Below are 20,670 nucleotides of genomic sequence, written 5' to 3'. Positions count from 1 at the left end.
CGTCTATGGGATCGACCGGAACCGATCCTGCGGGGCTGACAAGTACAGCACGGGACCAGGGCTTCGGAGAAGCCGCCGTTCCCGTGCTTAAGAACCTATGGGTCATCCTTGCGCATGCGCAAACTATTTTTTCGACGAGTTTGAATCACTCGCCGTCGGCGCCCCTTACACCGTCCTGACCTGCGCAGATAGCGAGCACCTCGGCGCCGAAGCGGTGGAACTTGCGGACACCGACCCCGGGGATGCGCGCCAGCTCGCCCTCGTCGTCCGGCACGGCCTCCGCGATGGCGATCAAGGTCTTGTCCGTGAAGACGCAGTACGCGGGCTGCCCCAGCTGCTTCGCCTGGACGGCACGCCATTCCCGCAGCCGCTCATAGAGCCCCTCGTCCATGTCCGACGGGCAGTCCTCGCACCGCATGAGCTTCAGCTCGCCCGCGTCGGTGAGGGTCCTGCCGCAGACCCGGCAGCGGGCCGGGGCGCGATTCTTGCGCTGCACGCGTCCCACCGCCGTCGCCGGGCCCTCCCCCGCGCTGCCGCGCTCGACACCGCCGGGACCGCCACCCGCCGCGCGCCCCGCCGCGCCCGCCCCGGAGCCCGGGCGCAGCCCGTCCAGGAACCGGCTCGGGCGGCGGTTGGGACGGCCGCCCGGCGAACGGGACAGGGCCCAGGACAGGGAGAGGTGCGTGCGGGCGCGGGTCACCCCCACATAGAGGAGGCGGCGCTCCTCCTCGATCTGCTCGTCGGTCTTGGCGTAGGTGATCGGCATCATGCCCTCGGCGAGACCGACGAGGAACACGCTGTCCCACTCCAGCCCCTTGGCCGCATGGAGCGAGGCCAGCGTGACGCCCTCGACGGTGGGGGCGTGCTGGGCGTTCGCCCGCTCGTCCAGTTCGGCCACCAGGTCGGCCAGGGTCGCCTCCGGCTTGGCCCGCGCGAAGTCCTCGGCGAGGCGCACCAGCGCGGCCAGGGACTCCCAGCGGTCGCGGACCGCGCCCGAGCCGGCGGGGGGCTGGTGCGTCCAGCCCTTGGTCGACAGCACGGCCCGCACCTGGGAGGGCAGGTCGACCACGTCGTCGAGGAGCGCGTCGTTGCCCCCGAAGCGGGCGGCGCCGCGCAGGGCCGCGCCGGCCTCGCGGACCTCGGTGCGCTCGAAGAACCGCTCGGCGCCGCGCAGCTGGTAGGGGACGCCGGCGTCGGCGAGTGCCTGTTCGTAGATCTCGGACTGCGAGTTCGTACGGAAGAGGACCGCGATCTCGCTGGCCGGGACGCCGTCGGCGAGGAGGGTCCGGATGCGGCGGGCGGCGCCCTCGGCTTCGGCCGGCTCGTCCGCGTACTCCGTGTAGACCGGCTCCGTGCCGGGGTCGCGCTGGGAGATCAGTTCCAGGCGGTGGTCGGCGGCGCGGCCGCGGGCCTGGGAGAGCAGGCCGTTGGCGAGGTGGACGACCTGGGGGGTGGAGCGGTAGTCGCGGACCAGCTTGACGACCGTGGCTCCCGGGTGGCGGGTGCGGAAGTTCAGCAGGTGGTCCGGGGTGGCGCCGGTGAAGGAGTAGATCGTCTGGCTGGCGTCGCCGACGACGCAGAGGCTGTCGCGCTCTCCCAGCCACAGCTCCAGGAGGCGCTGCTGGAGGGGGCTCACGTCCTGGTACTCGTCCACCACGAAGTGCTGGTACTGCGTGCGGACCTGCTCGGCGATGTCGTGCCGGTCCTGGAGGATGCCGACGGCGAGGAGCAGGACGTCCTCGAAGTCGATGACGGCGCGGTCGCGCTTGAGGTCTTCGTACGCGGCGTAGAGCTGGGCGATCTCGGCGGGGTCGCGCGGGACGAGACGGCCGGATTTGGCCGCCGCGGCCGCGTAGTCCGAGGGGACGGTCTGGGTGACCTTGGACCATTCGATCTCACTGGTCAGATCGCGCAGCTCGTTGCGGTCCAGGCGGATGCGGCAGGCGGCGGCCGCGTCCGCGACCAGCTTGATCTTCCGGTCGACGATCCTCGGCAGGGAGCCACCGACTGCTTTCGGCCAGAAGAACTGGAGCTGGCGCAGGGCCGCGGAGTGGAAGGTGCGGGCCTGGACGCCGGAGGCGCCGAGCTGGCGCAGCCGGCCGCGCATCTCGCCGGCGGCGCGGTTGGTGAACGTGACGGCCAGCACGCTGGAGGGCTGGAGGATGCCGGCGCGCACCCCATAGGCGATCCGGTGGGTGATCGCCCGCGTCTTGCCGGTGCCGGCGCCCGCGAGGACGCACACCGGCCCGTGCAGGGCGGTGGCCACCTCGCGCTGCTCGGGGTCGAGCCCGGCGAGCACCGCGTCGGCAGAGTCCGGGACCTGCGGGAAGAGGGTGGTGTGCGTTGCTGATGTCACCCTGCCATGCTGCCAGGTCGCCGGGGGCGGGCGAGCCGGTTGTCCACAGGGGGGCGGGTGCGGTCGTACTAATGCGGGAATGGCGGCCGGGTCCCGTACGTTCGTGTCAGTGCGAGACGCACCCGAGCTACGAAGGAGCACGACACACATGCCGGGCACTGTGACGATGTACAGCACCACGTGGTGCGGCTACTGCCGCCGCCTCAAGGGTCAGATGGACCGCGAGGGCATCGCGTACACCGAGATCAACATCGAGCAGGACCCCGACTCGGCGGCCTTCGTCGAGAAGGCGAACGGCGGAAACCAGACAGTTCCCACCGTTCTCTTCCCGGACGGCTCGACGCTCACGAACCCCTCGCTCGCCCAGGTCAAGCAGAAGCTCGACGCCTGAGGCCCAGCGGCAGCGGGGTGCCTGAGGTGCGGCACAGGCCGGGGGCCGGGCTGCTCAGCCCACGGTCCCCGGCTTCGGCAGGGGCTTGCCGTACCAGAGTTCGATCAGTCGGGCCGCGATCGAGATGCCGTAGGGAGGCAGGACCTCCCCGGACTCGAACGCGGCCCGCAGGTCTTCCCGGGAGAACCAGCGGGCCTCGTGGATCTCCTCGCCGTCGACGTTGATCTCCGAGGAGGTCGCGTCGGCCATGAAGCCCAGCATCAGGCTGGAGGGGAACGGCCAGGGCTGGCTCGCGACGTACTCGACGTCGCCGACCGTGACGCCCGCCTCTTCGAAGACCTCGCGCCGCACCGACTGCTCGATGGACTCGCCCGGCTCGACGAAGCCCGCGAGCGTCGAGAAGCGCCCTTCCGGCCAGTGCACCTGCCGGCCGAGGAGGATGCGGTCCTCACTGTCCCTGACCGCCATGATCACCGCGGGGTCCGTGCGCGGGTAGTGCTCGGCGCCGCACGCCTGGCAGCGGCGGATGTGGCCCGCCGCGGCGATGACCGTGCGCTCGCCGCAGCGCGAGCAGAAGCGGTGCAGGCGCTGCCAGTTCTCCAGGGCGACGGCGTGCACCATCAGGCCCGCGTCCCGGGGTGAGAGCAGCAGCCCCGCCTCGCGCAGCCCGGCCGGGCGCGCCGACTGGTCCATGCGGCCCGGCAGGGTGTCCTTCTGGAGCGCGAAGTAGCTGACGCCGTCGTCGTCGGTGCCGAGGAAGTAACGGTGTTCCTCGGTGAGCGGCGCCTCGAAGGCCGGTGTCATCACCAGTTCGGTGCGGCCTTCGGGCGTCTCGTCGATGAGCACCTGGCCGCCGGAGACCACGAAGACCCGGGTGGTCGGGTGGCTCCAGGCGGCGGCCAGCCAGGCCTCGTCCATGCGGTGATGGGCCGCGCGGTCGATGCCGCTCGGCGCGGTCAACGACACGGGGCGCTCGGCGGTGCTGTCGGTCCAGGTGGTCACAGGTGCTTCCTACTCCCCCGGTGGAATGGGTGGTTCAGCCAGGCGTGCGGCAGGACGTGGTCGGCGTCGCGGGGATGGTCAGGGCGCATCGCGCCAGTTCTCCGCGAGATCGCCCCACAGGTAGGCGGCCGTCTCGACGCCCTTGAGGAGGAGGTCGATCTCGACCTTCTCGTTCGGCGCGTGCCAGCCGTCGGACGGGACGGAGATGCCGAGGAAGAGCACGGGTGCGGCGAGGACGTCCTGGAGGTCGGCCGCGGGTCCGGAGCCGCCCTCGCGCGTGAAGCGGATCGGCTGCTCGAAGGCGCGGCCCATCGCGCGGGCCACGGACTTCAGGGCCGGGTGGTCGAGCGGGGTCAGACACGGGCGGGTGCCGGGGCTGAAGGTGACCGTGTGACGGATTCCGGCGGGCACCTGGTCGGCGGCCCAGGCCCGTACGGCCTCTTCGACGTGCCCCAGGTCCTGGCCGGCGACCAGCCGGAAGGAGATCTTCGCCAGGGCGGACGACGGGATGATCGTCTTGCTGCCCTCGCCCTGGTAGCCGCCGCCGATGCCGTTGACCTCGGCCGTCGGGCGGGCCCAGACGCGCTCCAGGGTGGTGAATCCGGCCTCTCCCCGGGTGCCGTGCGACTTCGCGGTCCGCAGCCAGCGCTCCTCGTCGAAGGGCAGCTCGGCGAAGAGTTCGCGCTCGCGGTCGGTCAGTTCCGTGATGCCTTCGTAGAAGCCGGGGATCGCCACGCGCCCGTGCTCGTCGTGCAGGGCGGCGACCAGGCGGGCGATCTCGGTGGCCGGGTTCGGCACGGCGCCGCCGAACGAGCCGGAGTGGATGTCCTGGTCGGGGCCGTGCAGCACGATCTCGCACTCGGCGAGGCCGCGCATGCCGGTGCAGACCGTGGGGGTGTCCCGCGACCACATGCCGGTGTCGGAGACGATCACCGCGTCGGCGGCGATGCGCTCCTTGTGGGCCTCGATCAGCTCTCGGAAGTGCGGGGAGCCGGACTCCTCCTCGCCCTCGACGAGCAGCTTGAGGTTCACGGCCGGCGCGTGGCGGCCGGTGGCGGCGAGGTGGGCCCGGACGCCGAGGGTGTGGAAGAAGACCTGGCCCTTGTCGTCGGCCGCCCCGCGCGCGTGGAGGCGGTTTCCCTGGACGACCGGCTCGAAGGGGTCGGTCGTCCAGCCGTCCTCGCAGGCCGCCGGCTGCACGTCGTGGTGGCCGTAGACGAGCACCGTAGGGGCCTGCGGGTCGTCCGAGGGCCACTCGGCGAAGACGGCGGGCGCTCCCGGGGTCTGCCAGACCTCAGCCGTCGGGAAGCCGGTCTCCTTGAGGGCGGCGGCGAGCCACTCGGCGCTGCGGCGCACGTCCCCGGCGTGGTCGGGCTGGGCCGACACGGACGGGATGCGCAGCCACTCGGCGAGGTCGTCGAGGAAGGCGGCACGGTGGTGGTCGATGTACGTGCGGACGGCGCTGTCCGGTGTCTCGCTCATGGTCACGAGCCTATCCGCCGTCCGGGGCGGGCTCGTCCGGTGGTTCCGCGAGGAGCAGGCGTTCGAGCTCGGCGCGGCCCGGGAGATTCCTCGGCCGGGCCGTCTCCCCGCTGCGCACATACAGGAAGGCGGCCTTCACCGACTCCAGGGGGACGCCCTGCTGCTCGGCCCAGGCGAGGCGGTAGACGGCGAGCTGGAGCGGGTCGGCGCTGTGGGTGCGGCTGGTCTTCCAGTCGACGATCTCGTACGTCGTGTCGTCTCCGTCACCTTCCTTGTAGACGGCGTCGACGCGCCCCCGGATCACGCGGCCGGCGATGACGAACTGGAAGGGCACCTCGACGCGGTGGGGCGTGCGACGGGCGTACTCGGTGCGCTCGAAGGCCTCCTTGAGGGCTTCCAGATCGCGCTCGTCGGCGATCTCGGCCTCGTCCGGGCCGCCGCCGGGGAGGTCCTCGGGGGCGAGCATCGGCAGGGTCAGTTCCTCGAAGCGGGACTCGACCCAGGCGTGGAAGCGGGTGCCGCGGCGGGCCGCGGGCTGTGGCGGGCGGGGCATGGGCCGGGCGAGGTCCTTGGCGAAACCGTCGGGGTCGGCGGCCAGGCGCATCAGCTCGGACGCGGTGAGCGACGGCGGCACGGGGATGTCCCTGACGGCCTCCCGGGAGCGCAGGAGCTCTCCGGTGAGGGCGTCCAGGTCGCGGTCCCAGGAGGCGAGGGTGCGGGTTTCCTCCGGAGTGAGAAGCGTCCGCTCGCCCCGATCGTCTTCGCCGTCGGCGGGGTGCGGGCGTGCTCCGGAAGGCTGCGCGGGGAGCGGTACGCGCGCGTGGGCCGCCGAAGCGGCGGGGCCGGCGGGGCCGCTGCCCTCGGCGGGAGGGGCGTCCGCGGGGCGCGGGATCGTGGGGCGCTCCGTCGCCAGGGCGTCCCAGTCCGCGGGGTCGGCGCCGGCTTCGGCGTCGGGGAAGGCGGCGTCCTCGTAGGCGTCGGGGAAATCGACGTCTCCGTAGGGGCCGTCTTCGTCCTCTGGAGGGGGCGGCCACTCCGGGTCCTCGGCCGGCGGGACGTCGTCGTGCGCCGACGGGTGGGCCTCCGTGTGGGCGCGGGCGGGTTCCGGCGTGCCGTCGCGGGTCAGGCGCTCCAGATGGTCGAGGACGGTCCGGGCGGCGGCGCGGCGGCGGGCCAGGGAGGCGTCGTCCAGCGGCAGCGGCCACGCCTGGTCGGCGCTCCCCTCGCGCAGGGCGGGGTTCTCCTCGTCCTCGGTCGGCTCGTCGGTCCAGGCCTCGATCTCACCGTGGCCGGCCACGCAGTGGTCGTGCAGGGCCCACAGGAAGTCGGAGGGGCCGCGTGGCTTCTTCTGGGAGGGGCCCCACCAGTGGCCCGAGCCCAGGAGCAGGGAGCGGGGGCGGGTGAAGGTCACGTAGCCGAGGCGCAGTTCCTCGGTGCGCTGGTGGTCCTTCATGGCTTCGTGGAAGGCCTTCATGCCCTTGGCGTCCCACGTCTCGATGTCGGGCAGGGTGGCCGCGTCGCCGCGCAGTGCGTGCGGGACGACCTTGGCCTGGGCGGTCCATTTCTCGCGGCCCTGAGCGCTCGGGAAGGTGCCCTCGACCAGCCCGGGGACGGCGACGACGTCCCACTCCAGGCCCTTGGACCGGTGGGCGGTGAGCACCTTGACGGTGTTCTCGCCGCCCGGCAGGGCGTTGTCGAGGCCCTTTTCGTACTGCGCGGCGGTGCGCAGGAAGCCGAGGAAGGCCAGCAGTGTCGCGCCGCTGTCGTTCGCGGCGAAGGAGGCGGCGACGTCCAGGAAGTTGGAGAGGGTCTCGCGGCGGCGGGCCGCGAGGGCGCCCGGCGACGCGGACAGCTCCACCTCCAGGCCGGTCACGGCAAGCACGCGGTGCAGGACGTCCATCAGCGGGTCGGACAGCGACCGCCGCAGTTCGCGCAGCTCGGCGGCGAGCCGGGCGAAGCGCACCCTGGCGTCGGCGGAGAAGGGCAGGCCGTCGTCCCGCCGGGACGCCTCGTCAGGGCCCAGGGAGGACTCCAGGAAGGTGTCCAGGGCGTCCGCGAGCGATATCACCTCGGCCGGGTCGACCCCTTCGACGGCCTCGGCGAGGCGCCGGTCCGGGTCCTCGGGGGCGGTGTGCCCCGGGCGGACGAGGAGGCGGGCGCGGCGGCCGAGGAGGGCGAGGTCGCGGGGGCCGATCCGCCAGCGCGGTCCGGTGAGCAGCCGCACCAGGGAGGCGTTCGCCCCCGGGTCCTGGAGGACCTCGCAGACGGCCACCAGGTCGGCGACCTCGGGGAGGTGGAGGAGGCCGGAGAGGCCGACGACCTCCACGGGGATGTCGCGGGCGACGAGCGCGCCCTGGATCTCGGCGAAGTCCGTCGCCGTGCGGCACAGGACGGCGATCTCGCCGGGGGCCTTGCCGGTGCGTACGAGGTGGGCGATGGAGTCGGCGAGCCAGTCGATCTCCTCGGCATGCGTGCGCAGCAGCGCGCAGCGCACCACGCCGTCGCGCTCGGCGCCGGGCGCGGGGCGCAGTGCCTCCACGCCCGCGTGCATCGCGCGCAGGGGCTCCGCGAGGGTGTTGGCGAGGTCCAGGAGGCGGCCGCCGCTGCGGCGGTTCTCGCTGAGCGCGTGCCGGGTGGCGGGGCGGCCGTCGGCGTACGGGAAGTGCTCGGGGAAGTCGTCGAGGTTGGCCACCGAGGCGCCGCGCCAGCCGTAGATCGCCTGGCAGGGGTCGCCGACCGCCGTCACCGGGTGGCCCGTGCCGCCGCCGAACAGGCCGGACAGGAGGATGCGCTGGGCGACGGACGTGTCCTGGTACTCGTCGAGGAGGACGACGCGGAACTCGTCCCGCAGGATCTCGCCGACCTCCGCGCGGGTGCGGGCGAGCGTGGCGGAGAGGGCGATCTGGTCGCCGAAGTCGAGGAGGTCGCGGGAGCGCTTGGCCGCGCGGTACAGCCCGACGAGTTCGGCGAGCTCCAGGCGCGCCGCCGCCGTCTCCGGGACCTTGCGCAGGTCGGCGTTGGAGAGCTTCACGCCGTCCAGGGCGCGCAGCAGTCCGGTGTCGTACGCGCGAAGGCTCTCGGGCCGGACGAGGTGCTCCGCCAGCTCGCTGTCGAGGGCGAGGAGGTCGCTGACGAGGTCGGGGAAGGAGCGGGTCAGGGCCGGATAGGGCCCTGGGGCCTCGCGCAGCACGCGTGCGGCGAGCTGGAAGCGGGTGGCGTCGGCGAGCAGCCGGGAGCTCGGCTCCAGGCCGATGCGCAGGCCGTGGTCGGTCAGGAGGCGGCCCGCGAAGGCGTGGTACGTGGAGATGACCGGCTCGCCCGGCGGATTGTCCGGGTCCACTGCCTCCGGGTCGGTGACGCCGGCCCTGATCAGCGCCTGGCGCACCCGGTCGGCCAGCTCGCCCGCCGCCTTGTTCGTGAACGTCAGGCCGAGGACCTGCTCCGGGGCGACCTGGCCGGTGCCGACCAGCCAGACCACGCGGGCCGCCATCACCGTCGTCTTGCCGGAGCCGGCTCCGGCCACGATCACCTGCGGGGCGGGCGGCGCGGTGATGCACGCCGTCTGCTCCGGGGTGAACGGGATCCCCAGGAGCTCCTTGAGCTGCTCGGGGTCGGTGATACGAGGTGGCACGTCAGAGAGGCTAGCGGTGGCCACTGACAACCGGGACGAGCCGGTCCCCCGCGGCCACCGCCGTCGCGCGCGTGCGTCAGGAGCTCATGAGTTCCTTGAGGTCCATGATCTCGCCGGCCGGCGGGGCCTTGACCTCGACGGGCTTGCCGTAGTCGGAGAAGTACATCGTGCCCGGGTCGTCCTTGCCCGTGTTGACGACCTTCAGGAAGTAGGGCTTGCCCTCGGTGGCGACGTAGAAGGTGGACTTCTTGCCCGACTTGGTCTTGGTCAGGACGGCCGCCGTCTTGCCGTCGACCTCGGCGTCCTTCTCCCGCTTGAGGCCCTTCAGCTCGCCCGACTTGAACATGTCGTCCGCCTGGCAGGCGCCTTCCTTCTTCTGGTTCGGCGTCTTGACCCACTTGTCCTTGAGACGCGAGGCCTGGGAGCCGCCGCCCATGGCGTCCTTCCAGAACGCCTCGTCGCCCTTCATGTACTGATTGCCGTCGACGACGAGCAGCTCGGCGGCGCCCTGGGCGCCACCGTCCATCTTGCCCTTGCACTCGCCGGACTTGGCGACCGAGAAGTCGACCTTGATCGCCTTGCCGTCCTGCTCACCCTTGCCGGAGACCCGGAAGGAGCCCGCGTCCTTGGAGGCGTCGGACGCCTTCTTGGCGATCTTGTCGGCGCTCATCCCCTCGAAGGGGTCCTTCTTCTCGTCGTCACTGCCGCAGCCCGCCAGGCCGATGACGGCGGCGGAGCAGGCGACGGCCACCGCAAGGAGCTTCCGATTGGCTGCCATATGTACGTGTCTCCTCAAAAATGGTGCACCGCCGATCGGTGCACAGCATGTCTTTACTGAGACCTTAGATCGCGGGAGGGAGTGCTCCGGCACCAGGTCACTCCACGACCTGCCGCCCCTCCGGGCGCGCGCTGCACGAGGCGCGGAAGGCGCAGTGGGTGCAGTGCTGGCCCGTGGTGGGTGTGAAGCGTTCGTCGAGCACCTTGCCCGCGGCCGTCGCGAGGAGGTCGCCGATCCACTCTCCGGAGAGGGGCTCCTGGGCCTGGACCTTGGGGAGGGTGTCGCCGCCGTTCTTCTTGGCGGCGCCCTGGCGCAGCTGCACCAGTTCGGCGCCGCCCGGCTCGGGGCGGGCGCCCGCGAAGACGTCGTCGGCGGCGCCCTCGCGGACCGCGAGCTGGTAGACGGCGAGCTGCGGGTGGCGGGCGACCTCGGCGGCGGTCGGGGCGTGCTTGCCCGTCTTGAAGTCCACTACGTAGGCGCGGCCTTCCGCGTCCTGCTCCACGCGGTCCATCGAGCCTCGTACGCGTACTTCGTAGGGGCCCGCTTCGAGCGTCACGTCGAAGCCGTGCTCGCTGGCGACGGGTGTGCGGCCGCCGCGCGTGCCGTTGGAGTCGACGTGCCACTGGAGGAAGCGTTCGAGCGCCACGCGCGCGTGCTCCTTCTCCTGGGCCGACTTCCAGGGGGCGTCGAAGGCGAGGGCGTCCCACACGGAGTCGAGGCGTTCCATGAGGACGGCGAGGTCGGCGGGGGTGCGTCCGGAGGCGACCTCGTCGGCGAGGACGTGCACCACGTTGCCGAAGCCCTGAGCGGCGGTCGCGGGAGCGTCCGCCTTCACCTCGCGGCCCAGGAACCACTGCAGGGAGCAGGTGTTGGCGAGCTGGTCCAGCGCGCTTCCGGAGAGCACCACGGGCTTGTCGCGGTCCCGCAGGGGGACCTCGCTCACCGTCGGCTCGTACATGCCCCACCAGCGGTAGGGATGGGCGGAGGGCACCAGCGGGCGCCCGTCGCCGTCGCTGAGCGCGGCCAGGCGGGCGAGGCGCTGGGCGGCCGCCTCGCGCAGGGGCTCGGAGACACGTGGGTCGACGGTGGTGGCCCGCAGTTCGGCCACGAGCGCGGCCACGGACAGGGGGCGGCGGGGGCGGCCGGTCACGTCCTTGGGCTCGACGCCGAGTTCGGTGAGGAAGCGGGAGGGCTGGTCCCCGTCGTCCGCGGGGGCCTTGACCGCCGTCACGACGAGGCGCTCGCGCGCGCGCGTGGCCGCCACGTAGAACAGGCGGCGCTCTTCGGAGAGGAGCGCTCCGGGGGTGAGCGGTTCGGCGAGACCGTCGCGGCCGATGCGGTCCGCCTCCAGGAGGGAGCCGCGGCGGCGCAGGTCGGGCCAGAGGCCCTCCTGCACGCCCGCCACGACGACGAGCCGCCATTCCAGGCCCTTGGAGCGGTGGGCCGTCATCAGACGTACGGCGTCGGGGCGTGCCGCGCGGCGCGTGAGGGTGTCCGCGGCGATGTCCTGCGCCTCGGTCTCCTCCAGGAAGTTCAGGGCGCCACGCCCGCCGATGCGCTCCTCGGCGCGGGCCGCGGCGGCGAACAGCGCGCAGACCGCGTCCAGGTCGCGGTCCGCGTTGCGGCCCGCCGCTCCTCCGCGCCGCGCGGTGCGCTCCAGGCGCGCGGGCCAGGGTGTGCCGTCCCACAGCTCCCATAGGGCCTCTTCGGCCGTGCCGCCGCCCGCGAGGCGCTCCCGGGCCTTGCGGAGCAGCGCGCCGAGCCGCTGGGCGCCCCGGGCGTAGGCGGGGTCGTGCGCGACGAGCCGCTCGGGCTCGGCGAGGGCGCGGGCCAGCAGCTCGTCGGAGGGCGGCGGCAGGTGGTTGCCCGCCGCGCGCTCCTCCTCACGCAGGGCGCGGCCGAGCCGCCGCAGGTCGGCGGCGTCCATCCCGGCCAGCGGGGAGGTCAGCAGGGCCAGCGCGGTCTCGGTGTCGAGCCAGGAGGGCACGGTGCGAACGGTCGCGGCGGTGCCCGCCGCGGTCTCGGTTGCGTCCGCCGCGGTCTCGGTTGCGTCCGCCGCGGTCCCGGTTGCGTCCGCCGTGGTCCCGGGCGCGCCTGCTGCGGTCTCGGCCGCGTCAGCCGCGTTCCCGGGCGCACCTACTGCGGTCTCGGGCGCGCCTGCCACGACCCCGCTCGCGTCAGCCGCGGTCTCGGCCGCGCCCGCTGCGATCCCGGTCGTGTCCGCCGCATTCCCGGGCACGCCCGCCGCGATCCGGGGTGCGCCCGGCGCATTTTTGGGTACGCCTGCTGCAGTCTCGGCCGCCGCGATTCCGGCCCCGTCCGCCGCAATCCCGGTGGTGCCCGCTTCAGAGAGCGTGCCTTTTACGAGGGGGGCGGCTTCTGCGGAGGACGTCGCTTCGGCGAGGGGCGTCGCCGTGTCGGGGCCGGGCAAGGGCTCCGAGGTCGCCGTCTCCGGGGCGGAAGGCTCCGTGGACGCCTCCGAGATGACCGCCGTGGCCACCACCCGCAGCGCGGTCAGCAGCGGTGTCACCGCCGGCTCGTGGCGCAGGGCGATGTCGTCACCGTCGATCTCCAGGGGGACGCCCGCCGCGCTGAGGCTGCGGCGTACCGCCGGGATGGTGCGGGCGCCGGCCCTGACCAGGACCGCCATGTCGCCCCAGGGGACGCCGTCCTCCAGGTGGGCGCGGCGCAGGATGTCGGCGATGTTGTCCAGTTCCGTACCGGCCGTCGGATACGTGTACACCTCGACCCGGCCGCCGTCTCTGACCGGCGTCAGCTCCCGGTGGGCCCGCACCTTGTCCGCCGGCAGCCTGGTGAGGGGCATGCGGCGGGTGAGCAGCCGGGTGGCGTCGAGCAGCTGCGCGCCGGACCTGCGGGACGTCGTCAGGACCTCGACCGGCGCCGGCGTGCCGTCCGCGCGCGGGAAGTCGTACGGGAACTCCAGGATGCCGTTCACATCGGCGCCCCGGAAGGTGTAGATCGACTGGTCGGGGTCTCCGAAGGCGACGAGGGTCCGGCCGCCTCCGGAGAGGGCGTGCAGCAGCCGTACCTGTGCCGGATCGGTGTCCTGGTACTCGTCGACGAAGACGGCGTCGTACCGCGTGCCGAGTGCCCGCGCCACCTCGGGGCGGCGCGCGAGCAGCACCGCACGGTGCACCAGTTCCGCGTAGTCGACTACTCCTTGCAGGTCGAGCACGTCCAGGTACTCGGCGAGGAAGGCCGCCGCCGCCCCCCAGTCGGGGCGGCCGCTGCGGCGGGCGAAGGCGTCCAGGGCGGCCGGGCCGAGGCCCAGCTCGCGGCTGCGGGCGAGCACCGCGCGCACCTCGTCGGCGAAGCCGCGGGTGGTGAGGCAGGCGCGCAGTTCGTCCGGCCAGCGGACGTGCCCCCGGCCCTCCTTCGCGAGGTCGATCTGGCCCGCGAGCAGCTCCCGTACCGCCACGTCCTGCTCGGGACCGGACAGCAGCCGCAGCGGCTCGACGAACAGCTCGGCGTCCTGGTGGGCCCGCACGAGGGCGTAGCAGAACGAGTGGAACGTCGTGGCCTGTGGGGCGCGCGCCGCCCCTATGCGCAGCGCCATGCGGTCGCGCAGTTCGACGGCGGCCTTGCGGCTGAAGGTGAGGACCAGCAGCCGGGCGGGGTCCGCGCCCCGGGCGACTCGCGCGGCGACGGCCTCCACCAGGGTGGTCGTCTTGCCGGTGCCGGGGCCCGCGAGGACGAGGAGCGGACCGTTCTCGTGGTCAACCACACGGCGCTGACCTGCGTCCAAGCGAGGGGGTTCCGTCCGAGCCGGCGGGGTGCGCACCAGTCGGTAGGCACCCGGGGACCCCTGTCGTACCTGGTGGTGCGACGGGTGCCGGATGTGCCGGGCGGAAGAGGGGGAACTCACGTGGGTCGCCGGTCCTGGTGGGGGTGCTGGTCGAGAAGTGGGCGCGCGGGGGTCATGAGGTGACGGGGATGCGCGCTGTCGACGCTACGCCAGTGGGCACGGGGGACGTGTGGGTTCCCCCGTACGGGCCACCGGCTCCCCGCCGGGCCTCCCGATGCCGGAAGCTGTCAGGTGTGAGCCTTCGGAGCCTGCGGGCGCGCGTCATCCGCGCCGTCGCCCTGCGCCCGCAAGGGACGGACCGACATCACCTCTGCCCCCTCGGCGATGTCACGCATGTCACTCACGTCGCGCACATCACACCCGTCCCAGCGCGCCCGCCGCATGTCGAGCTTCGGGACGTGCCCTTGGGTGGCGCGCGAGGCCTGGCGCAAGGGGGTGCCCTCCTCGCGGTAGCGCTCCAGGGCCCGCAGTTCGTGCCCCGGCAGCAGGACGCCGTCGGAGCGCACGACACGCCACCACGGGACACCTCCTCCGTAGAGGGCCATCACGCGTCCCACCTGGCGCGGGCCGCCCTCCTCCAGCCACTCGGCGACGTCCCCGTACGTCATCACGCGCCCCGGAGGGATCAGTTCCGCGACGCCGAGGACCCGCTCCGCGTACTCCGGAAGCGCCTGTTCCGCCTCGGGCGGCGTCTGTCCCGCTCGGCTCTGCTCGCTCATCCGGACCATCCTGCCGTATCCCACCGACACAGCGGCCCGGCTGCCGCGCGGGGCCCCGGAAGGCGGCCCACCGGGCGCCCCAGGGTCCGCGATGTGCCGTTTCGTGACCACTTCGCGTCCTCGCGTTGCCCCCTGATGCCCCCCTGCGGCGACGCGGCATGCCACCATCGTGCGGGCGGTGACTGGTGATACGAGATCAAGAAGAGACGACGGAGCAGCAGGGCGTGCATCCCGATGAGAAGGCGGGCACCTCTGCGTCCGAGTCACACCTGGACACCGGTGAGCCCGCCCTGACGAAGGACGACGAGAGGCTCGGCGGCGACGACTGCGCCGAGGGCGGAGCCCACCCGGACCGCGTGGAGCGCGACGAACCGCTGCTCTCCGCGCGCGTGCACCGCCCCTCCGACCTCATGCGGCTGCTCGTCGGCGTCCTCGCGCTCGTGGTGCTCCTCTCGATCGCCGCGTTCGCGCACGGCACGACGTCCGGGCTCGAACAGGACATCGACAAGGGCACGGACCAGGCCCCCGATCTGCTGATCAAGGTGGCGGGGCTCGTCGCCAGCATCGGCGTGCTGCTCGTCCCCGTCGCGTTCGCGATCGAACGGCTGATCAAACGCGACGGCCTGCGCATCGCCGACGGGGTCCTGGCGGCCGTCCTCGCGCACGGCGTGACGCTGGCGACCGACCTGTGGGTCGCCAAGGCCGCCCCCGACTCCATCCAGGACGCGCTCACAAAGCCGTCCCCGGCGGACCTCCACGCCTTCACCGACCCGGTGCACGGCTACCTCGCGCCCGTCATCGCGTACATGACGGCGGTCGGCATGTCCCGCAGGCCGCGCTGGCGCCTGGTGCTGTTCGTCGTGCTGCTGCTCGACGCGTTCACGATGCTCGTCACCGGCTACACCACGCCGTTCTCGATCCTTCTGACGGTGCTCATCGGCTGGACGGTGGCGTACGGCACGCTCTACGCGGTCGGCTCGCCGAACGTACGGCCCACCGGGCAGACGCTGCTCGCGGGCCTGCGGCACGTCGGCTTCCGGCCCGTGAGCGCCTCCCGTGAGGAGTCCCCGGACAGCGAGCACGGCGACCGGGGGCGCCGCTACTTCGTCACCCTGGAGGACGGCCCGCCCCTCGACGTCACGGTCATCGACCGGGAGCAGCAGGCGCAGGGCTTCTTCTACCGCGTCTGGCGCAGGCTGACACTGCGCGGCATCACGCAGCGGCGCAGCTTGCAGTCGCTGCGCCAGGCTCTGGAGCAGGAGGCCCTGCTCGCCTACGCGGCGATCGCCGCCGGGGCCAACGCCCCGAAGCTGATCGCCACCTCCGAGCTGGGCCCCGACGCCGTGATGCTCGTGTACGAGCACACCGGTGGCCGCTCCCTGGACTCCCTGCCGGACGAGGCCGTCACCGACGAGCTGCTGTGCGAGACCTGGCGGCAGGTGAGGGCGCTGCAGTCCCGGCGCATCGCCCACCGCAGGCTGGCGGGCGACGCGGTCCTGGTGGATCGTTCCGGCGCGGTCATCCTCACGGACCTGCGCGGCGGCGAGATCGCCGCGGGCGACCTGGTCCTGCGGATGGACATCGCCCAGCTCCTGACCACCCTCGGCCTGCGTGTGGGCGCCGAGCGGGCGGTCGCCTCCGCCGTCGAGATCATCGGTCCGGACGCGGTGGCCGACTGCCTCCCGCTGCTGCAGCCCATCGCCCTCACCCGCTCCACCCGCGCCACGCTGCGCAGGCTGGCCCGGGAACGGTCCCAGCGCGAGCGCGAGGCCGTCCTGGAGGCCTCCCGCAGGTCCAGGAGCGTGCGCGCGGAGGCGGCGGCCGCGGAGGACTCGGCGCACAAGGCGCACCAGGCGCTCCAGACGCCCAAGCCGTCGCAGAAGGCCGAGAAGCAGGCGGCCAAGCAGGAGCAGCAGGCCGAGAAGCAGGCCATAGAAGACGCCCTGGAGCAGGCCCGCGAGGAGGACCTGCTCACCCAGATCCGCCACCAGGTGCTGCTCATCCGCCCGACGGCGCCGGTCGAGCCGGCGCAGCTGGAGCGGATCAGGCCCCGCACGCTGATCAGTTTCATCGCCGGCGCCATCGGCGCGTACTTCCTGCTGTCGCAGCTCACCCACGTCGAGTTCGGCAAGCTCTTCCAGGAGGCCGAGTGGGGCTGGGTGGCCGCCGCCGTCGGGTTCTCCGCGCTGAGCTACTTCGCGGCCGCGATGAGCCTGCTGGGCTTCGTGCCGGAGCGGGTACCCTTCCTGCGGGCGGTGGCGGCGCAGGTCGCCGGGTCGTTCGTGAAGATCGTGGCGCCCGCCGCGGTCGGCGGTGTCGCGCTGAACACGCGCTTCCTCCAGCGTTCCGGAGTGCGCTCCGGGCTCGCGGTCGCGAGTGTCGGTGCCTCGCAGCTCTTCGGGCTCGGCTCGCACATCCTGCTGCTGCTGATCTTCGGCTATCTCACGGGGACGGAGAAGACGCCGTCGTTCACGCCGTCCCGCACGGTCATCGCCGGGCTGCTGTCGGTCGCGGTGCTCGTCCTCGTCGTGACGGCGATCCCGTTCCTGCGGAAATTCATCGTCACGCGCGTGCGGTCGCTTTTCGCCGGTGTCGTGCCGCGCATGCTGGATGTGCTCCAGCGGCCGAAGAAGCTGCTCACCGGCATCGGCGGGATGCTGCTGCTCACCCTGATGTTCGTGCTGTGCCTGGACGCCTCCGTGCGGGCCTTCGGCAACGAGGAGATGACCTCGCTGAGTCTCGCGAGCGTCGCGGTGGTCTTCCTCGCGGGCAACGCCCTGGGATCGGCGGCGCCGACTCCCGGCGGTGTGGGCGCGGTCGAGGCGACACTGACGGTCGGTCTGATCGCGGTCGGTGTCCCCAAGGAGGTGGCGGCGCCCGCCGTGCTCCTCTACCGGCTCCTGACCCTGTGGCTCCCGGTGCTCCCCGGCTGGCTGTTCTTCAACCACCTCACAAGGAAGGGGCTGCTTTAGCGCTCCGCGGAGCGCGGGGAGCGGCTCACCCCGCCCCCAGCAGCACACCGCCGCGCCCGCCCGCCCACGCACCCCCACCTCACCCGCTCGGCCCGTGCCCCGAGCGGCCGGGCAGGGCCCCGCGCAGGATGGGCACATGCCCTCACCGCCCCAGCCACGCGCCGGCGCCCTGGCCGCCGCCACCCTGCTCCTGACCGTCACGCTCGCGGCGTGCGGCGACAGCGACGCCAAGGACGAGGACCTGCCGGCCCAGAAACTGAGCTGGAAGGACTGTCCCGCGCCCGCCGCGTCCGAGGGCGGGGGCGAGGCGCCCTCCCCGCTGCCCGGCGGCGCCGAGTGGCAGTGCGCCACCATGAAGGCGCCCCTCGACTGGTCGAAGCCGAAGGGCGACACGATCGACATCGCGTTGATCAAGGCCGCCGCGAGCGGCGGCAAGGGCGAGCGCATCGGCTCCCTCGTCTTCAACTTCGGCGGCCCCGGCGGCTCGGGCGTCACCACGCTGCCCGCCTTCGGTGCGGAGTACGCCAAGCTGCGCACCCGCTACGACCTGGTGAGCTTCGACCCGCGCGGGGTCGGCCGCAGCGCGGGCGTCGCGTGCGAGGACGACGAACAGCTCGACACCTACTTCCAGCAGGACTCCACCCCCGACGACGACGCCGAGAAGAAGAAGCTGGTCGCCAACGTCAAGGCGTTCAACAAGGCCTGCGAGCAGGACTCCGGCAAGACGCTCCCCCACGTACGCACCACCGACGCGGCCCGCGACATGGACCTCATGCGCCAGGTGCTCGGCGACGACAAGCTGCACTACTTCGGCATCTCCTACGGCACCGAACTCGGCGGGGTCTACGCGCACTTGTTCCCGGCCCGCGTGGGCCGAGCCGTCTTCGACGGCGTCGTCGACCCCACCCAGAACGCCGAGGAGAGCTCGCTCGGCCAGGCCAAGGGCTTCCAGCTCGCCCTCGACAACTTCGCGAAGGACTGCACCTCCAAGGTCGCGGACTGCCCGGTCGGCGACACGGAGCGGGACGTCAAGGACAAGATCGCCACGTTCCTGAAGGACCTGGACGCCAAGCCGATCCCGGGCCTGCCCCCGCGCGAACTGACCCAGACGGCCGCCACCACCGGCATCGCCCAGTCGCTGTACTCCAAGGACTTCTGGCCGTACCTCACCCAGGGGCTCGAAGAGGCGTACGACGGTGACGGCAGGATCCTGATGTCGCTCGCGGACTCGATGAACGGCCGGAACGAGGACGGCGAGTACAGCAACCTCCAGGCCGCCAACGTCGCCATCAACTGCGCGGACGACAAGGCGCGTTACTCCACTCGGGACGTGGAGGACCGACTGCCCGCCTTCCGCAAGGCGTCACCGCTGTTCGGCGACTATCTGGCGTGGGGCATGGTCAGTTGCACCGACTGGGCCGTCCCGGGCCAGGCCGACCACCCGGACGTCACGGCCAAGGGCGCGCCGCCCATCGTCGTCATCGGCAACACCGGCGACCCGGCCACGCCGTACGAGGGTGCGCGCGCGATGGCGCGGGCGCTCGGCGAGGGCGTCGGCGTCGAGCTGACGTACAAGGGCCAGGGGCACGGGGCGTACGACAGCGAGAACCGGTGTGTGCGCGACGCGGTGGACGGCTATCTGCTGGACGGCAAGGTCCCCGGGGCGGGCACCGTCTGCTCCTGAGAAAAGCCCGGCCACGTCACTGTCAGTGACCCCGCCTACTATGGCGTGACTGTCTTCCAAGGGGGGAAGCGCCACATGCAGCGTTTCGTACGGTCCGCGGCCATGGCCGCCGCAGGAGTGCTGTTGGCGGGGGTCGCCGTCGGCTGCGGCGGCTCTCCCGACGACGACAAGCACGACGGGAAGAGCGGGGGAAGCGAAGACAAGGGCGCCGGAAAGGGCCGCGCCGCGCAGAAGCTTGACTGGCACGGCTGCAAGGCCCCCGAGGGCGGCACCGCCCCAGGCGCCGCATGGCAGTGCGCGACGCTCCAGGTCCCGCTGGACCACGCGAAGCCGGACGGCGAGACGATCGGCATCGCCCTGATCCGCGCCAGATCCACCGGCAAGGGCGACCGCATCGGCTCCCTGCTGTTCAACTTCGGCGGGCCCGGCGGCTCGGGCGTCTCCGGCCTGCCGTCCTTCGCCGACATGTACGGCACGCTGCGCGAGCGGTACGACCTGGTGAGCTTCGACCCGCGCGGGGTCGGCGCCAGCGAGGGTGTGCGCTGCCGGGACGACAAGGCCACCCAGGCCGCCGAGGAGAAGGTCGACCTGACGCCGGACACCCCGGCCGAGGAGAAGGCGTACTTCAAGGACGCGGCGGACTTCGGCGCGGGCTGCGCGCGGGGCGCCAAGAAGCTCATCGGGCATGTGTCGACCGTCGAGGCCGCCCGCGACATGGACCTCATGCGCCAGGCCCTCGGTGACGACAAGCTGCACTACATGGGCATCTCGTACGGCACCGAACTCGGCGGCACCTACGCGCACCTGTTCCCCGAGCGCGTCGGCCGCCTCGCCATGGACGCGGTCAGCGACCCCAGTGCGGACTCGGTCGGCCACGCGGAGAACCAGGCGCGCGGCTTCCAGCGCGCCCTCGACAACTACTTCACGGCCCAGGGCGAGAATCCGAAGGCGGGCGCCAAGAGGATAGAGAAGCTGCTCGCGCGCCTGGACCGCGAGCCGATGCGCACCTCCGGCGACCGGAAGCTGACCGAGTCCCTGGCGAGCACGGGCGTCCTGGTCACCCTGTACAGCAAGCAGACCTGGCCCGCGCTGACCGGCGCCCTGCGGGACGCCGAGAAGGGCGACGGCACGGCGCTGCTCCGGCTGGCCGACGCCTACAACGAGCGCGATCCCTCGGGCCGTTACAGCACGCAGAGCCACTCGCAGCGGGCGATCTCCTGTCTGGACGCCAAGGACCGCTCCACTCCGCGGGAGGCCGAGAAGCGCCTGGCCCGGTTCCGCGGCATATCGCCGGTCTTCGGTGAGTTCCTGGCGTGGGACACGGCCGGCTGGTGCTACGACTGGCCGGTGGCCGGTCTGCACGACTCCCCCGACGTGCGCGCGCCGGGCTCCGCCCCCATCCTCGTCCTCGGCAACACCGGCGACCCCGCCACCCCCTACGAGGGCGCCCGCAAGATGGCGGACGAGCTGGGCGAGGGCGTGGGTGTCCACATGACCTGGAAGGGCGAGGGCCACGGGGCGTACGGCAACGGCAGCGAGTGCGTGGACGACGCGGTCGACGCCTACCTGCTGCACGGCAGGACACCGAAGGACGGGAAGGTCTGCGCGTCCTGACCGACGGCATGGCAAGGGCCCCGCACCATCGCTGCGGGGCCCCTCCCGAGCGGACCTGATCCGCTAGGGCGTGTTGTGAAAGTCCCGTCTGCCTGGCGACGCCTGGCACGCACCCTCGCGGCGTTGTCGGGATCGCCCCGATACCACCAGTATCGGGGCGACCCTCCGCCTTGCGAGCGCACGCACCAGACGCCGCCAGGCCCGCCCTGCGGGCG

The 20,670-nt window shown here is 72.7% G+C and carries 11 protein-coding genes; 4 read left to right on the top strand and 7 right to left on the bottom strand.

Annotation, left to right across the window (positions count from 1 at the left end):
- Nucleotides 1-145: 145 nt before the first annotated feature.
- Complete coding sequence (locus tag ABZ385_RS14720; RefSeq protein ID WP_358583265.1) at nt 146-2,356, bottom strand: ATP-dependent DNA helicase UvrD2; 2,211 nt, start codon at nt 2,354-2,356, stop codon at nt 146-148.
- A 148-nt stretch (nt 2,357-2,504) separates the two neighbouring features.
- Here ABZ385_RS14720 and ABZ385_RS14715 point away from each other — a divergent pair, with 148 nt between their 5' ends.
- The gene (locus tag ABZ385_RS14715) at nt 2,505-2,747 is read left to right on the top strand and encodes a mycoredoxin (RefSeq protein WP_358583263.1); all 243 of its coding nucleotides are present in this window, start codon (nt 2,505-2,507) and stop codon (nt 2,745-2,747) included.
- 54 nt (nt 2,748-2,801) lie between these two features.
- Here ABZ385_RS14715 and nudC read toward each other — a convergent pair whose 3' ends face one another.
- The 6 genes from nudC to ABZ385_RS14685 form a co-directional block, all read right to left on the bottom strand.
- A complete protein-coding gene (gene nudC, locus ABZ385_RS14710) occupies nt 2,802-3,749 on the bottom strand; it encodes an NAD(+) diphosphatase (RefSeq protein ID WP_358583261.1) in 948 nt (315 codons plus the stop codon).
- Between the two features lie 78 nt (nt 3,750-3,827).
- Entirely contained in the window at nt 3,828-5,231 is a 1,404-nt protein-coding gene (locus ABZ385_RS14705) for a dipeptidase (protein ID WP_358583259.1), read from the bottom strand.
- Between the two features lie 10 nt (nt 5,232-5,241).
- The gene (locus tag ABZ385_RS14700; protein ID WP_358911583.1) at nt 5,242-8,862 is read right to left on the bottom strand and encodes a UvrD-helicase domain-containing protein; all 3,621 of its coding nucleotides are present in this window, start codon (nt 8,860-8,862) and stop codon (nt 5,242-5,244) included.
- A gap of 76 nt (nt 8,863-8,938) precedes the next feature.
- Nucleotides 8,939-9,640: a hypothetical protein gene (locus tag ABZ385_RS14695; RefSeq protein WP_358583256.1), complete on the bottom strand. Its 702-nt coding sequence runs from the start codon at nt 9,638-9,640 to the stop codon at nt 8,939-8,941.
- A gap of 97 nt (nt 9,641-9,737) precedes the next feature.
- Nucleotides 9,738-13,442, bottom strand: coding sequence for an ATP-dependent DNA helicase (locus ABZ385_RS14690; RefSeq protein ID WP_358911581.1), 3,705 nt, complete (start codon nt 13,440-13,442; stop codon nt 9,738-9,740).
- Between the two features lie 251 nt (nt 13,443-13,693).
- Nucleotides 13,694-14,185 (bottom strand): MGMT family protein, encoded by a 492-nt coding sequence (locus ABZ385_RS14685; RefSeq protein ID WP_358583252.1) that lies wholly within the window; start codon nt 14,183-14,185, stop codon nt 13,694-13,696.
- A gap of 185 nt (nt 14,186-14,370) precedes the next feature.
- On the opposite strand from ABZ385_RS14685, the gene ABZ385_RS14680 reads away from it, so the two are divergent.
- From ABZ385_RS14680 to ABZ385_RS14670, 3 genes are all read left to right on the top strand, one after another.
- The gene (locus tag ABZ385_RS14680; RefSeq protein ID WP_358911579.1) at nt 14,371-17,157 is read left to right on the top strand and encodes a lysylphosphatidylglycerol synthase domain-containing protein; all 2,787 of its coding nucleotides are present in this window, start codon (nt 14,371-14,373) and stop codon (nt 17,155-17,157) included.
- A 136-nt stretch (nt 17,158-17,293) separates the two neighbouring features.
- Complete coding sequence (locus ABZ385_RS14675) at nt 17,294-18,841, top strand: alpha/beta hydrolase (protein ID WP_358911577.1); 1,548 nt, start codon at nt 17,294-17,296, stop codon at nt 18,839-18,841.
- A 75-nt stretch (nt 18,842-18,916) separates the two neighbouring features.
- Complete coding sequence (locus ABZ385_RS14670) at nt 18,917-20,455, top strand: alpha/beta hydrolase (RefSeq protein ID WP_358697753.1); 1,539 nt, start codon at nt 18,917-18,919, stop codon at nt 20,453-20,455.
- Nucleotides 20,456-20,670: the final 215 nt, after the last annotated feature.

The organism is Streptomyces sp. NPDC005898, assembly GCF_040629635.1.
Taxonomy (GTDB): Bacteria; Actinomycetota; Actinomycetes; order Streptomycetales; family Streptomycetaceae; genus Streptomyces.
Note: the sequence above shows the minus strand (reverse complement) of the source record. Positions and strands in the feature narration are given on the sequence as shown.